Source organism: Ruegeria sp. CDSC079 (genome assembly GCF_059610505.1).
Map to the genome: position 1 here is coordinate 468,258 of NZ_JBXWNT010000001.1, position 15,699 is coordinate 483,956.

Below are 15,699 nucleotides of genomic sequence, written 5' to 3' on the forward strand. Positions count from 1 at the left end.
CAGCTGGACTGTTAGGCATGGTTCGAAAACGGTTTGTGACTTGTGCGCATGGTGCGCCCATCACGAAGTTTCGATCCGGGCTGTGTTTCGGCGCGTATACCATTAGACTGGAAATCGTGTCGAACATATATATAGTCCGGCGACCAACCCGAGGAACCCTGATCGATGAACGTGTATCCCCGTGACATTGATGACGCCCCCAACAATGATGAGGCCGCGGCAGCGTTGAAAACCCTGCGGAAATGGGCCGAGAACGCGACCGAGGCTGAAATCGGTCAGCTTGATCCTGCTGTCGCGCGGCTTGTGCCGGGGCTCCTGCCGGTCAACTACCCATCCCTGTCGCGGCATTACCCCGAGGGGTTTGCTGTGGATGAGGCCTACCGCGCCTCGTTGCCTGACCTTCAGAATGGACCTTCCAGCCTGATCCGTGGGGCAAAGCAACAGATTCAACATGTTGGCATATCGAATTTCCGCCTGCCGATCCGGTTTCACCGCAAGCAGGGCGACGACCTGACGCTGGAGACCTCAGTGACTGGCACTGTCAGCCTTGATGCGGAAAAGAAGGGCATCAACATGTCCCGTATCATGCGTTCGTTCTACAAACATGCTGAGCGCACGTTCAGCTTTGAGGTGATCGAGGCTGCGCTGAACGACTATATGACCGATCTGGACAGCTTTGACGCACGTATCCAGATGCGGTTCTCTTACCCGGACAGGACCCAAAGCCTGCGTTCGGGTCTGGAAGGCTATCAATATTACGATATCGCGCTGGAACTGGTTGAACAGAATGGCGTGCGTCAAAAGATCATGCATCTGGATTATGTGTATTCCTCGACGTGCCCATGTTCTCTGGAGCTCAGCGAGCATGCGCGGTCTACACGAGGGCAACTGGCGACGCCGCATTCGCAGCGCTCGGTTGCGCGGATATCGGTTGCGGTCGATTGCGATGCCGATTGCCTCTGGTTCGAAGATCTGATTGCGCTGTGTCGCAGGGCGGTGCCGACCGAGACGCAGGTCATGGTCAAACGTGAAGATGAGCAGGCATTTGCCGAGCTGAACGCCGCAAACCCGATTTTTGTCGAAGACGCGGCACGCCTGTTTTGTGCCGAACTTTTGGCCGACCATCATATCGGCGATTTCCGCGTGATCGCCAGCCATCAAGAAAGCCTGCACAGCCATGATGCCGTTTCTGTTCTGACTGAGGGCCCGACCTTTGTGTCCTCCAGCCTGGATCCGAGGCTGTTTACGACGTTGTTTCACGTCGGATAGGCGCTAAACTTTTGTAAAACCTTGATTAAGTGCCGGTGCGGTGAAAATTCGCCGCATTGCAGCGATAAATGCTGCAAGCGCGAAGTTCTTGCTGTAAACTATCCTTGAATGCAGCCATCTCGTGGTCACTGTTCTGGTGATCATTTCACTCAATCAGGAAGCCGGCACGTGCGACGCCAAGGACTGCAAGGCAACGTAATCCGCCCGTTTAGTCAGGGCGGGCAGGGTTCTTTACTCATTCGCGGGTTGCATCACTTTCACAGGAGAACAACCTCATGAACCCGTTTACCCAGCCATTTGAATTTCAGGCAGCAGCAATTCGATTTGCCGGTGAGGCAATGACCAACCATTTGAAAATCATGCAAATTCTGACCAACTCTGCGATTGAACTGCCCTTCGCCCAAGTTCAGGCCCTGCGTGTCGCCTCCGAAAAGACTGTTGCTGACGTGAAGGCACCTGAGTTCAAATCTCAGGCGATGCCTGTGGTCAATGCTGATCCGCAACCTGCGGCAAAGGTAAAAGTGGCCGTCCAGAAGAAGGCAGAAGTCAAGGCAAAGGCCGAATCGCCCAAGCCCGCCCTGGCGAAACCTGTGACAAAAGCCAGAGCGTCGGGGGGTGCGAAAAAGGCACAGACCAAATCCGCGGCAAAACCTGCAGTGGCAAAAGCCGCAGCCCCAAAAGTCGCAGCTAGGCCCGCTGCCCCCAAAGCCGCTACGGCAAAGCCTGCTGTTACCAAAACCGTAACTGCCAAATCTGAAACGCCCAAAGTAGAAGCCGCTAAACCTGCTGCAGTTAGGCCTGCAGTGGTAAAATCTGCTGCTCCCGCCGCTGCGATCGACGCTGCTGTTGCAAAAACCGCAGCTGTTAAACCCGTAGCGTCCAAGGTGAAGGCAGATCGGGTCGCAACCGCCAAACCTGCACCCGCAAATCCGGCCGCGTCGAAGACACAGGCGGGACAGGCGGCAGCTGCACGCCGGTCACGCGCGCCTTCGAAACCGCCCGTGATGCCCGTCTCGAGCGGCAAAACCGAAAAGTAATCGGGACATCCGCTTGACACAGTCGTGCAGGCGCGCCAACGCTGCGCCTCATGACGGACATGCGCCCGGTAGGATATGTGATTGGCCTGTTGGTCGCCATTCTTGGGGCGACCATGATGTTGCCCATGCTTGCGGACCTTATCGAGGGCCGCGGCGAATGGCATGTTTTCCTTGAAAGCAGCGTTATTACCATTCTGACCGGCGCTGTCCTTTCTATGAGCTGCTCAAATGGCGTTGGCGAAGGGTTGACGATCCGCCAGACCTTTCTGCTCACGACCGGCGTTTGGGTGGCTTTGCCTTTATTTGGGGCAATTCCTTTCCTGTTCGGGGAAACCGAGCTGCGCTTTGTAGATGCCTATTTCGAGGCCATGTCTGGCCTTACGACCACGGGATCGACCGTGATTTCCGGGCTCGACGGGCTGCCGCAGGGGTTGCTTTTGTGGCGCGGTGTGCTGCAATGGCTGGGCGGTATCGGGATCATCGTTGTTGCAATGGTTTTTCTGCCCGAGCTTCGGGTCGGAGGAATGCAGATCTTCCGTTCGGAAGGTTTCGAAACCATGGGTAAGATCCTGCCGCGGGCGCAAGAAATCGCAGGCCAGATTTCCCTGATCTACGTGTTCCTGACCGTGGTCTGCGCGCTTGTTTACACCGGCCTTGGCATGAGCTTTTTTGACGCCGTGGTTCATTCTATGACCACAATCTCGACCGGTGGGTTTTCAAACTATGATGCATCGTTCGGTACCTTCTCGGGTCCGGCGGAATATGCGGCGTCGATTTTCATGATCCTCGCTGCCCTGCCATTTGTGCGTTATGTTCAGTTTGCCAATGGCAGCACCGGCTCCCTGTTCCGCGACAGTCAGATTCGGGCGTTTTTGGCCACGATCGTGGTTCTTGTAGCCGTCATGGCGGTGTTTTTGACCTCTGTCTTTCCGCATCACTGGGAACAGGCGGTCCGGGAATCGCTGTTCAACATCACGTCGATCATTTCAGGCACCGGTTATGCCAGCGTCGATTACATGGGTTGGGGCAGTTTTCCGATCATGGTGTTCTTCCTGATTGGCCTGATCGGAGGATGTGCGGGATCAACTGCCTGTTCGATCAAGATTTTCCGCTATCAACTGCTGTTTGCATCCATCAAAACACAAATCCGGCGTATCCGTTCACCGCATGGGGTATTCATGCCTCTCTATGACGGGCGTCCCATCGGAACGGATGTCCTGACTTCGGTCATGAGCTTTTTCATGTTCTTCGTATTGTCTTTGGGTTTCCTGGCATGGGCGTTGGCGCTGACCGGGCTGGATTTCATTACCTCTGTATCGGGTGCAGCAACAGCGTTGGCCAATGTTGGTCCCGGCCTTGGGGATCAGATCGGACCAGCGGGTAATTTCAGCGGGCTCAGCGATACAGCCAAATGGCTACTATCTGCGGGGATGCTGGTCGGTCGGCTTGAACTGCTCGCGGTCTATGCGCTGTTCACAGTCCATTTCTGGAGAAGTTGATGAAAAGACCACTTGGCGCTCAAATCTCGCACATGCTCCGGGATCGGGGTGTTGATGTGATTTTTGGTATCCCCGGCGTTCATAATCAGGAGATGTATCGCGGGATCGAAGAAGCCGGCATCACCCATGTTCTTGCACGTCACGAGCAGGGGGCCGGTTTCATGGCGGACGGATATGCGCGCGCAAGCGGCAATCCTGGCGTGGCCTATGTGATCACTGGGCCTGGGCTGTGCAACATCATGACACCCATGGGGCAGGGGTATTCGGATTCGGTGCCAATGCTGGTGCTGTCCTCCTGCCTTGATGATGATCAGGCGCTGCAGGGACAGCTTCATCAGATGAAGGATCAACGTGCCGCCGGAGAAACGGTCGCGGATTGGTCGTTGCAGGCTAATACAGCTTCGGCCGCCTATGGCCTGGTTGAACGTGCTTTCGAAGAGTTCGCGCTGAGCCGCCCCAGACCCAAGCACATACAGGTGCCGATTTCGCAGCTTAAGGCACAGGCTGACCCGGCCCCATTCCCGAACCAGCCGGGTTTGCGGACAAAGGCTCTGCCGCCGGACGTCGCGCCGGTCTTGTCGATGCTGAACATTGCGCGCAGGCCGCTGTTCGTTCTGGGAGGCGGTGCAAGATCAAACCTGTGGCGGCAGATTCTGACACAGATCGGAGCGGCCTGTTTCACCACCTATGCGGGGCGTGGAATGGTGGGGTTGGATTATGCGTTGGATTTTGGCGCTGCCTTGTCTCGTCCCGAAAGCGCCCAGATCATCGCCTCCGCCGATCTTGTGGTGGTCGTCGGAGCCGAGCTGGGTGAGGTCGATCTGTGGCGCGATGCGCTGGGGCATACGGCCAATATGATCCGCATTGATCTGGACCCTCAGGTCCTGTCAGACCATCATCGGGCCTCGGTCAAGTTGCAGGCGGATGGCGAAAGCTTTGCCCACGCGATGTGGGCGTCTATTGACCATGTCAAACCGGCAAATGGCTGGTCTTCGGATGAGGTTTCCGAAGCCCGCAGTAAATGGCGCGCCGAGATTGACGCAGATCGACCCGGAATTGTCCCGGTGTTGGATGCCTTGCGTAAGGCAATGCCAGCGGATGTGATGGTGTATTCGGACATGACCCAGTTCGCCTATGTTGCCAAGGGGGTGTGGGAAATGCCCTTCCCCTATCATTGGCACCACCCGAACGGCTTTGGCACGCTGGGCTATGCGTTGCCGGCTGGAATAGGTGGCGCTATCGCGCGGCCGGGCAGGCCGACTGCTGTGATTGCTGGGGATTATGGCTTTCACTACACGATGATGGAATTGGGCGTGGCGGTAGAGCTGGGTTTGCCCCTGCCGATCATTCTTTGGGACAATGGCAAGCTGAAAGAGATCGAAGACAGCATGGTGGGCAGTCAGATCGCCCCGAATGCTGTCGTTGCGCGTAACCCTGACTTTTGCAAACTGGCCGAGGCATTCGGCGCCTTGTCTGCCGCGCCCTCAACACTGGAAGACATGCAGTCTGCGGTGCGAAAAGCGTTTACCGCTAAGGGGCCGACATTGATCCGGATCACTCCGGACATATGGCGCGCAGAATAAAAAACGCCGCCCGGATGGGCGGCGTTAATGCGCGATTTTACGAACTCAATCCCAGCATTGTACCAGAACAGTCATCCCATTTGCCCGGCGGCTAAGCTCATTGGGTGAGACCTGCGTGGCGGCGGTGGCGCTGGATTGACCTGCCAGCCCAGCCTTGCTCAGCGCCTTGTTCAGGCTCTCTGTATTGGCAGACAGGCTGACCGAGGCGGGCAGGGTCCGCCCATTCGTCGGGGTCGGCAAAAGCATCCCGACCACCTGACCGTTGCCGTCAAACACGGGGCCTCCTGCATCGCCGGGTTGGGTGGCCAGCGCCAGACGCTTCACGCCATCCTCACCGTTCAGGCCGCGCAGGTCGGCGATCTGCCCATATGATAGCGTCGGACCGCCCAATACGCCCTGATACGAGAATCCGGAGACCGCAACCTCGGACTGAATCCGCGGCTTGGTGCTGCTGAACTCGGCCACGCTGATCGGGGAAAGGTCGCGGCTTGGCCGCAGAACGGCGATGCCGAGATTGGGATCGGTCGAGGCGACCTCAAGCTCGTGCGCGCCGTCCAGCGTGATCCGCGAGCAGCTATCTGCCGCCTCGGTCACGGTCAGGACGGTGCCTTTGGCATCCGCAAAGAACCCCGAGCGTGACAGGCGCGGTTTGCGAACCTGCAGGCCGGATACAAGATCAATGCTTTGAGCAGCGTCCGATCCGGCGGCGGCGTCAAGAACCGCATCAGTGGTGCTAAAGCCCGCTTTCATGGCGGCAAGAACGCGGGTACGGCGCGCCTCGTCCCCTTCGGGCCAGACCAGGGTAAAACCTTTAATCTGACCATCTTTCAGCTTGGCCTCGGTATAGGATACAATGTCATTGCCGCGACCTTCCAGCGTAAAGCTGTCACCGCGCAGCTGGCGAGGGCCTTCAAGCGGAACGATTTCCAGCGACTGCATGACTTCAAAAAGGGCCCGCAGGGTTGCTTTGGTGCCATCCTGACTGATCAGCAGGGCCTGAGCATTCAGGTCGGTCGAGCCGTTGAAATGCACGAAGGGGGCCTCGTAACGGTCGAATGCAACAACACCCAGCGGCATGGCCATCTCGATACCTGCCTGTGGGTCTGTGTAGAGCTGCATTCCCGCGCTGATTAATGGCGCGTTATAGTCATCCATCAAGGCCTTGCGCTGTGCCGTGGTCAAAACCCCGGTCGCCTCGTATCCGTTGAAACTTTGCCAGTCGCCCATCGAGCGGCGTGTCCCCTGACCAAAGGCACCGTCAATCGTCGAATTGTAGAAACCGGCTGCCTGAAGTGCGGTTTGAAGGCCCATACGCTCCTGCGCGCTCAGCAATCGTTCGCTTTGCAGCGCCTGTGATCTGGTTTCATCGGCAATTTGCGGGGTTGCCTCGGCCACTGGTTGTTCCGGTTCAGATGCGACCGGCGCTGTAACAGCGGCCTGGTCCTGAGTATTCGCACTGACCGGCCAGAACTGCTGCCCCAGTGTGTTCGAGAAGGCGATAAAGCTGTCGGCTGGAATTTGCCCCTCTGCGCGGTACACCCGCAGAACTTGCTCGGCATCGCCGCGCAGATACGGGCCGATCACAATGGCATACCAGCCCGAATTCAGGCGAAATCCATTTACGTCTGGCAACGCGCCAGAATAGGTTTGTGCGCGTTCCTGGGCTTCACGCAGCGAAGGCTGCGCCTCGACCTGGACCCAAACACCTCCGTCTTGCTGCGCAAATGATGCTCGCACGCCGAAAAGGAAAAGAACTGAAATTACCGTTAATATGCGTCTCATTGTGTGCCTGTGTCCGCGGTGTTTTTCTGCGATGAAGAGTACGCGATATGCGGGTTGAAACACCATGCCTGGAATACGGGGAATTTCCAGTTTGGCCGCTCAGTGGCTTCCCGGGCACACTGTCCCGTTGACGCCCCTTGGCCCCTTGCATAGGAAGGGCAAAACCCACCGGAACAGGGCGCAATGGCGTCCAAAGGGAATGTGATGACCGTTAAGTCCAACGCACCTCGCTCTTTTCAGGAGATCATCCTGCGCCTTCAGACCTATTGGGCGTCAAAAGGCTGCGCCATTCTGCAGCCCTATGACATGGAGGTCGGGGCAGGGACATTCCATCCAGCGACTACTTTGCGCGCTTTGGGGTCCAAGTCCTGGGCCGCAGCTTATGTGCAACCCTCGCGCCGCCCAACAGATGGGCGTTATGGCGAGAACCCCAATCGCTTGCAGCACTATTACCAGTATCAGGTGTTGATCAAGCCTAGCCCGCCGGACCTGCAGGCGTTGTATCTGGGCAGCCTTGAGGCAATCGGCATCGACATGGACCTGCATGACATCCGGTTTGTCGAGGATGACTGGGAAAGCCCAACGCTGGGCGCCTGGGGCCTGGGCTGGGAGGTCTGGTGCGACGGCATGGAAGTCAGCCAGTTCACCTATTTCCAACAGGTCGGAGGCCATGACTGCGCGCCGGTTTCAGGTGAATTGACCTATGGGTTGGAGCGGCTGGCGATGTATGTGCTGGGTGTTGATCACGTGATGGACATGCCCTTCAACGATCCGCAGTCACCCAGCCCGCTGACCTATGGTGACATATTCAAGCAGACCGAAGAAGAATATGCCCGCTGGAACTTTGACGTGGCCAACACCGAAGTCCTACTGCGCCATTTCGAAGAGGCCGAGTCCGAATGCGCCAATATTCTGGCGCAAGAGCATGACGATCCAAAAACCGGTAAGCGTATCGTAATGGCGCACCCGGCCTATGATCAGTGCATCAAGGCATCACATATCTTTAACCTGTTGGATGCGCGTGGCGTGATCTCGGTGACGGAACGGCAGGCCTATATTGGGCGCGTGCGGACCTTGGCAAAGCAATGCGCCGACGCCTTCGTTCAGACCGATGCCGCCGGGTACGAGGTCTGATGCGGCAGTTACGCCAAACCGGGAAGCAGAACTTTAAGTCCGTCCGCGATCATGCTGATTGCGATGGCAGACAGGATCATACCCATAAAGCGGCTCATGATCACCCGAGCGTTGTCCGAAAGCCGCTTGGACAGCGCCGCGGCGTTCCAGAATGTGACGAACAGCAAAAACAGCACTGCCAGAAAAACGCCCGCATAGAGTATGACGTCCATAGGTTTGGACATTTGATGTGCATAGAGGATCAACGTTGTGATTGTGCCAGGCCCAACGAGGATGGGAAAGGCCAACGGATAAAAGGCGACGGTGTCGGGCTCGGGATAAGATTTCTTTTCGCCTTCGGTTCCGTGATGCGCCGTGCTCTCGGTGCCGCTCAGCATGTTCAGGCCGATCATCAGGACAACAAGACCGCCCGCAACGCGCAGATCATTGACGCTGATGCCGAACAGTCCCAATGTCTTGCTGCCAATGGCTGCAAAAGCACCGCCCAGGATCAGACAGTAGGTGACGGTTTTCACCGCAACCTTGCGTTGATCTGCGGGGGTCAGACCATCAGTCACGCTCAGAAAAACGGGCAAGTTGGTGATCGGGTTCATGATCGCAAAAAGCGCGCCGAAAAAACCTGCGGCGAGAGTCGTGTCCATTTTCATTACCCTAATGTCAGCCTGTATCAGGTTGGAAACTGGCCCATTTTTGACCTCAATGAAAGAGGCCACGTGAATAGGATGCTCGAACGATGACCGGAAAACTACTTGCTATTCTCCTTCTTGGGTCGGCTGTTCTAGCTGGTGGGGCCATGTACTATCTCCAAGTTTACGGCTTTTATTATGAAGTGGTCTCAAAGCCGGGACAGGATGTCCGTTTGCTAGCAATCGGCGCAGATGAGCCCGAGACCATCGCCTATACGGACTTTCAGGCGATTGATGCGGACAGCTCTCCGATTCGATACCGCGCCTGCTTTGAAACTGACCTGACGCCAGCAGATCTGGCTGGTTATCAGACCGCCAATGACCCCGAACCGTTGACGGCGCCCGGATGGTTTGAGTGCTACGATGCCATCGAGATTGCCAACGCGTTGCAGACCGGTCAGGCGCAGGCCTTTATCGGGGCTAAGAATATACACTTTGGCGTGGACCGGATCGTCGCTGTAACCCAGGATGGAAAAGGCTATGTTTGGCACGCGCTGAACAACTGCGGGGAAAAGGCCTATGACGGCACGGTCGTCGGAGAGGAATGCCCGCAGCAACCGGAAACGGGGCAATGACTTATCTCATCCCGGATATGATCGCCGCCACGTTGGGTCTGGCTGTATATCTTTTGGGGGCGGAGTTGAACACGCAGGTGAAGCTGCTTCAGCGCTTCAACATACCCGAACCGGTCAGCGGCGGGTTGGTCGCAGCGCTGGTGATGTTGGGATTATACATGGCCACAGGCATCTCATTCGATTTTGAGATGGCCACGCGGGATTACATGCTGGTGCTGTTTTTTGCGGCAATCGGCCTGAATGCCCGGTTCCTGGATCTGCTTACCGGCGGCAAACCTCTGTTCTTGCTGTTGGTTCTGACACTGATCACCATCATCATGCAAAACGGCATTGGTGCCGTCGGGGCGGTTGCATTTGGCTTTCCTGCCCAATCCGGAGTGTTATTCGGATCAGCTGCCCTGATCGGAGGGCATGGAACCGCCATTGCATGGGCGCCGGACGTTGGTGCCGTAACTGGGTTGGAAGGCGCGACCGAGTTGGGGGTCGCAGTGGCGACATTGGGTCTGGTGTTGGCCGCGGTGGTTGGCGGTCCTGTGGCCAAGTATCTTGTCGAACGCTATAATCTGACCCCCGACCGCCCCAACGAAGAACTGACAGTTGGTGTCGCAACCGAAGAACAGCGTTATCCCGATATTACGCCGCTTGGACTGATGCGGGTCATGCTGTACCTCCATCTTGCCATTATCGTTGGCTACGGTGTGAATGTCCTGATCGCAGAGGCCGGCCTGAAACTTCCCCTGTTTGTACCTTGTCTGATCATTGCCATTTTGATCGGCAACCTGCGCAGCTGGTTGCGGCCAAATGCAGTTCCCGTCAGCCGCACATCCGCGCTTGGGCTGGTTTCAGAGCTTGCGTTGGGTACCTTTCTGGCCATGTCGCTGATGAGCCTGCAGTTGTGGACGATTGCGGAACTTGGTGTGACCATTTTGGTCGTACTGGCGGCACAAACCGCCTTTACGGTAATCTTCGTTATCTACGTGTTGTTTCCGGTGATGGGGTCAGGATATCGCGCCGCGGTTCTGGCCGCGGGTTTCGGCGGGTTTGCGCTGGGCGCGACCCCCACCGCCATTGCCAATATGACCGCTGTAACCAAGCGATATGGCCCTTCACCTATTGCCTTTATCGTACTGCCCCTTGTATCCGCCTTTTTTGTGGATATCGCTAATGCCATCGTCATCCAGACGATCGTCAATTTCTAAGGACTGACTATGCCCGACCTGCTGATCGAACTGTTTTCCGAGGAAATCCCTGCACGCATGCAAACCCGTGCCGGTGAAGACCTGAAAAAGCGGATCACTGATGGTCTGGTCGAGGCCGGTCTGACCTATGCCGGGGCTGCCTCTCTGACCACGCCCCGTCGTCTGACTTTGGCGGTCGAAGGCTTGCTGGCCGAAAGCCCGTCCATCCGCGAGGAACGCAAAGGCCCGAAAGTGGGCGCACCCGATAAGGCCATCGAAGGCTTCCTGCGCGGCGCCGGCCTGACCCGCGACCAGTTGGAAGAGCGTGAAACGCCCAAAGGCGCGGTCTATTTCGCGCTGATCGAAAAGCCCGGTCGCCCGGCGGCTGATATCGTGGCCGAAGTGCTTGAGGCGACCATCCGCAATTTCCCCTGGCCCAAGTCGATGCGCTGGGGCAGTGGACCGATGCGCTGGGTACGTCCGCTGCATTCGATCTTGTGCCTCCTCAGCGATGAGGCAGGCGCGCAGGTCGTGCCGCTCGAGATCGAAGGGATCAATTCCGGCGACACGACCGAGGGCCACCGCTTTATGGCCCCGAACCGGTTTTCTGTCACGTCGTTCGAGGATTACGCCGCCAAGCTGAAACGCGCCTTTGTTGTGCTGTCACCCGAGGAACGCGCCGAACACATCTGGAACGACGCGCAGAACATGGCGTTTGCCGCCGGTCTGGAAGTGGTCGATGACAAGGGCCTGCTGGCCGAGGTCGCCGGTCTGGTCGAATGGCCCGTGGTGCTGATGGGGCAGATCGACGAGGAATTCCTGGAACTGCCGCCCGAGGTGTTGCAGACCTCGATGAAGGAACATCAGAAGTTCTTTTCCGTGAAGAACCCCAAAACGGGCCGGATCGAACGGTTTATCACCGTCGCCAACCGCGAAACCGCCGACAATGGCGCGACCATTTTGGCGGGGAACCAGAAGGTGCTGTCGGCCCGTCTGGCGGACGCCAAGTTCTTTTGGGAGAACGATCTGCGCATTGCCAAATCGGATATCGCCCAATGGACCCGCGCGTTGGAGAATGTGACCTTCCACAACAAGCTGGGCACGCAGGCCGAACGGATCAATCGCATCGCCGCACTGGCGCGCGAGTTGGCACCGATTGTTGGAGCGGACGCAGATCAGGCCGAGAAAGCCGCGCGTCTGGCCAAGGCCGACCTGAGCTCGGAAATGGTCTATGAATTCCCCGAACTTCAGGGGCTTATGGGGCGGTACTATATTGAGGCTGCAGGCGAAGACACCGCCGTGGCCGCGGTGGCGCAAGAACACTACTCGCCGCTGGGCCCGTCAGACGACGTGCCAACCGCACCGCTTTCGGTGACTGTGGCGCTGGCTGATAAGCTGGACACGCTGACCGGGTTCTGGGCGATTGATGAGAAGCCGACCGGGTCGAAGGACCCGTTTGCACTGCGTCGTGCGGCGTTGGGTTTTGTTCGGTTGGCGTTAGAGAATGACTTGCACCTTAATGACACACCGAGTTTTCGGGAATTTCTTGCGATGGGCTACAATGGTCATGTCTACCCGAACCATTGGCGCAGCGCTGGCAAACCAATGGGTGAATGGACTGAGCAGGATCACAAAGACAAAGAGGCAGCACTTGCACTGTACGATCCGAAAAAAACGCTCAGCGTCGTAGAGGACTTACTCTCCTTCTTCCACGACCGCCTCAAAGTCCTCCTTCGAGATGAGGGCATACGTCACGACATCATCGATGCCTGCGTCGCGATGGGAGGCGGTGAAGACCTCAACCTACTGGTCAAACGCGCCCGTGCTCTGAATGCCGTGATTGCGACCGAGGATGGCGAAAACCTCGTGCAGGGGTTCAAGCGGGCGAACAATATCCTGACTCAGGCCGAGGAAAAGGACGGGGTGGAATACTCTTATGGGGCGGATGTGAAATTTGCCGAAACGGACAGCGAGAAAGCTCTGTTCGCGGCATTGGATCAGGCGCAGGCACAGATCGACACAGCGCTGGCGTCCGAGGATTTCCCGGCGGCGATGACGGCTATGGCCGCGCTGCGCGGTCCGGTGGATGCGTTCTTTGAGGATGTTCAGGTCAACACTGACAATGACATCCTGCGCCGCAATCGTCTGAACCTGCTTAGCCAGATCAGGACGGTCTGTTCCAGCGTGGCCGATCTGGCCCGAATCGAAGGTTAACGCTCTTGCGCCATCGGCGCAGGGGCCTATGCTGCGGTGAAACCAAAAGGTGCCGCAGTGCAGAATAACCCGCATACCACTCTGATCACAGCCAAAGCGCCCGTAGCGGCGAACACCCATGGCGGGCGCGCGAAATGCCTGCAGCGCCTTGTTCGGCTGGACTTTCCCGTACCACGAACCGTTGCATTGTCTTTTGATGCGGTGCAGCGGATCGCTGACGGGCAAGTGCCCGACATTGCGGCCATTCTCGAACAGTTCGACGAGGCGGCGCTGCTATGTGTTCGTCCAAGTTCCGAGGACCCCGATTGGGGCGGGCCTGGGGCAATCCTCAACATCGGTATGAATGATGCGCGCTATGTGGACCTGTCAGACGAGATGGGGAACGAGGCCGCGGCTGCACTGTCGCTGCGCTTTGTTCAAAGCTATGCCATTCATGTGGCGCGTCTGGATGCGGATGTGTTTGACGACATCGAGGCCGATGGGCTGGAAGGTCTGCGCCAGTCGTTGCGGGCCTATGAGGATGAGACCGACGAGCCCTTCCCACAGGATCGTGGTGAACAGCTGGTTGCCGTTCTTCGGTCGATGGCGCGGGCCTGGGATGGAACCTCCGCCCGGCTGTTGCGTCAGGCAAAAGGTGCGCCGGCGGATGCGGGTCTGGGCCTGGTCATTCAGGAAATGGTTCCCGGAGTCGGGCAGGGCGAATGCGGGTCCGGTGTTCTGCAACTGATTGATCCGACAACAGGAATGCAGCAGATTACCGGTCGTTATCTCAGCCAAAGCCAGGGGCGTGATGCCTTGGGCGAAGGGGTCGCCGCGCTGTATCTGGAAAAGGATCCGCGCGGTAAGTCGCTTGAAGAAGTTGCGCCCAAGGCTTTTGCCGAACTCAAAGCACATGCTGCAATCATGCGCGAAAAGCTGCGTGAGGAAATGCAGGTCGAATTCGTCATCGAAAATGGGCACGTTCACATTCTGGACGGTGTGCGCGTGCAGCGCAGTGCCCGTGCCGCCATGCGGATTGCTGTTCGGTTGGCCGAGGATGGCATCATTCCTCAGCAAGAGGCGGTGATGCGGGTCGATCCGCATTCTCTGAACGAGTTGCTGCACCGGCAGGTTCACCCCGACGCGCGCCGCGATGTGCTGACCACAGGCATTGCAGCCAGTCCAGGGGCGGCAACCGGAAAGCTTGTGTTTACTGCGGCCGAGGCGCAGGCCAGTGCCGCGCGGGGCGAGCCCTGTATTCTGGTGCGCCGAGAGACGTCCCCGGAAGATGTCCGGGGAATGCACGCCGCAGTGGCTGTTCTGACCGAAAAGGGTGGGATGACCAGCCATGCGGCCGTGATCGGTCGCGGCTTGGGCCTGCCTTGCATCGTTGGCGCCTCTGAAATGCGGTTTCAGACCAAAGAGAAGATGTTGACAGCCCAGGATGGCCGCGTTTTCAAAACGGGCGACAAGCTGACGATCGACGGAACTTCGGGGCAGGTTCTGGCGGGGCAGCCCGCGATGCTTGAGGCGGCGCTAGACGATTGTTTTCAGACGCTTATGAGCTGGGCAGACGCTGAACGTGATATTGAGATCCGCGCCAATGCCGATACGCCTGCGGATGCGCAGACCGCTCGGAACTTTTCGGCACAAGGGATCGGCCTGTGCCGGACGGAACATATGTTCTTTGATCCCGGCCGCCTGATCGTGATGCGCGAAATGATCTTTGCCCAAACCTCTTCCGGTCGTGCGGCGGTTCTGGAACGTCTGCTTCCGATGCAACGCGCAGATTTCGTGCAACTCTTTCGAATTATGGAAGGTCAACCGGTCTGTATCCGCCTGTTCGATCCGCCGTTGCATGAGTTCCTGCCCACGACTCGCAGTGGCCAGCGTGAATTAGCAGAGGCACTTGATCTGCCGGTTTCGGATGTGGAACGCCGTGTCGCTGAGATGACCGAATATAATCCGATGTTGGGATTGCGCGGCGTCAGGCTGGGCATCACGGTGCCGGAAATCTATGATATGCAGGCCCGGGCAATCTTTGAGGCGACGCTTGAGGCCAGCAAAGAGGGCGCTCTGGTGGTCCCCGAGGTGATGATACCGCTGGTTTCGGCCAAGCGCGAGGTTGAGCTTGTCAAATCTCGGATAGACACGGTTGCGGCGTCGGTAGCCGCTGAACGAGGGCAAGAGTTCGAATATCGGCTGGGGGTCATGGTGGAAACGCCGCGTGCCTGCCTGCGGGCGGACGAAATCGCTCCACAAACTGCGTTCCTTAGCTTCGGCACCAATGATTTGACCCAAATGACCTACGGATTGTCTCGTGATGATGCTGGTCGTTTCATGTCTGCTTATGTGCGTCAGGGTGTTTTCGCCGAGGACCCGTTCCACGTGCTAGATCCCGATGGTGTAGGGGAATTGCTGAAGCTGGGGTCTGAACGCGGACGCCGGGTTCAGCCGGACGTGACCCTGTCGGTCTGTGGTGAACATGGCGGAAACCCCGAATCAATCGCAATTTGTCGGGATTTGGGGTTCGACTATGTGTCATGTTCACCCTTCCGGGTACCTGTCGCTCGGCTGGCTGCCGCTCAACTGGCGATTTCGTCCAGACTTGGGGGTTGACAGTAACGGCCGACCCAAGGATTAGTGGGAAAAGAAGGTAGCCGTCGTCAACTTATTTTGACGTTACGGCGATTTTCCACTTGCATCTTCTTCTGATCTGGACGTTTCCGATTCAATTCGGTATGAGCCTCATCGCGCCCGCCG

General features: G+C 57.8%; 11 protein-coding genes. 9 read left to right on the plus strand and 2 right to left on the minus strand.

Annotation, left to right across the window (positions count from 1 at the left end; translation table 11 throughout):
- The first annotated feature begins 165 nt into the window (after positions 1–165).
- The 4 genes from folE2 (at position 166) to AC2FIC_RS02450 (ending at position 5,388) form a co-directional block, all read left to right on the plus strand.
- Positions 166–1,269, plus strand: a complete 1,104-nt coding sequence (gene folE2 / locus AC2FIC_RS02435; protein WP_142634540.1) for a GTP cyclohydrolase FolE2 — start codon at positions 166–168, stop codon at positions 1,267–1,269.
- A 275-nt stretch (positions 1,270–1,544) separates the two neighbouring features.
- Positions 1,545–2,306 carry a hypothetical protein gene (locus AC2FIC_RS02440; RefSeq protein WP_496700049.1) on the plus strand — a complete coding sequence of 254 codons (762 nt, stop codon included), beginning with the start codon at positions 1,545–1,547 and terminating at the stop codon, positions 2,304–2,306.
- A gap of 50 nt (positions 2,307–2,356) precedes the next feature.
- Positions 2,357–3,805 (plus strand): TrkH family potassium uptake protein, encoded by a 1,449-nt coding sequence (locus tag AC2FIC_RS02445; protein ID WP_496678166.1) that lies wholly within the window; start codon positions 2,357–2,359, stop codon positions 3,803–3,805.
- Positions 3,805–5,388, plus strand: coding sequence for a thiamine pyrophosphate-binding protein (locus AC2FIC_RS02450; protein ID WP_496690761.1), 1,584 nt, complete (start codon positions 3,805–3,807; stop codon positions 5,386–5,388). The genes AC2FIC_RS02445 and AC2FIC_RS02450 overlap by 1 nt, the downstream gene beginning before the upstream one ends.
- 45 nt (positions 5,389–5,433) lie before the next feature.
- Here AC2FIC_RS02450 and AC2FIC_RS02455 read toward each other — a convergent pair whose 3' ends face one another.
- Positions 5,434–7,170 (minus strand): serine protease, encoded by a 1,737-nt coding sequence (locus AC2FIC_RS02455; RefSeq protein WP_496690760.1) that lies wholly within the window; start codon positions 7,168–7,170, stop codon positions 5,434–5,436.
- Between the two features lie 204 nt (positions 7,171–7,374).
- On the opposite strand from AC2FIC_RS02455, the gene AC2FIC_RS02460 reads away from it, so the two are divergent.
- Positions 7,375–8,304 (plus strand): glycine--tRNA ligase subunit alpha, encoded by a 930-nt coding sequence (locus AC2FIC_RS02460; protein ID WP_496690759.1) that lies wholly within the window; start codon positions 7,375–7,377, stop codon positions 8,302–8,304.
- A gap of 8 nt (positions 8,305–8,312) precedes the next feature.
- Here the strand turns inward: AC2FIC_RS02460 and AC2FIC_RS02465 are convergent, their stop codons facing one another.
- Positions 8,313–8,945, minus strand: a complete 633-nt coding sequence (locus AC2FIC_RS02465; RefSeq protein ID WP_496690758.1) for a MarC family protein — start codon at positions 8,943–8,945, stop codon at positions 8,313–8,315.
- Between the two features lie 92 nt (positions 8,946–9,037).
- On the opposite strand from AC2FIC_RS02465, the gene AC2FIC_RS02470 reads away from it, so the two are divergent.
- Genes AC2FIC_RS02470 through AC2FIC_RS02485 form a run of 4 tightly spaced genes read left to right on the plus strand, consistent with a single transcriptional unit; the run spans position 9,038 to position 15,555 of the window.
- Positions 9,038–9,565 (plus strand): DUF6446 family protein, encoded by a 528-nt coding sequence (locus AC2FIC_RS02470; protein WP_496690757.1) that lies wholly within the window; start codon positions 9,038–9,040, stop codon positions 9,563–9,565.
- On the plus strand, positions 9,562–10,764 hold the full coding sequence (gene gltS / locus AC2FIC_RS02475; RefSeq protein WP_496687541.1) for a sodium/glutamate symporter: 1,203 nt from the start codon (positions 9,562–9,564) through the stop codon (positions 10,762–10,764). Before AC2FIC_RS02470 ends, gltS begins: the two co-directional genes overlap by 4 nt.
- Before the next feature lie 57 nt (positions 10,765–10,821).
- Positions 10,822–12,957 (plus strand): glycine--tRNA ligase subunit beta, encoded by a 2,136-nt coding sequence (glyS, locus tag AC2FIC_RS02480; protein WP_496870015.1) that lies wholly within the window; start codon positions 10,822–10,824, stop codon positions 12,955–12,957.
- Positions 12,958–12,993: 36 nt separating this feature from the next.
- Positions 12,994–15,555 (plus strand): putative PEP-binding protein, encoded by a 2,562-nt coding sequence (locus AC2FIC_RS02485; protein WP_496690755.1) that lies wholly within the window; start codon positions 12,994–12,996, stop codon positions 15,553–15,555.
- Positions 15,556–15,699: the final 144 nt, after the last annotated feature.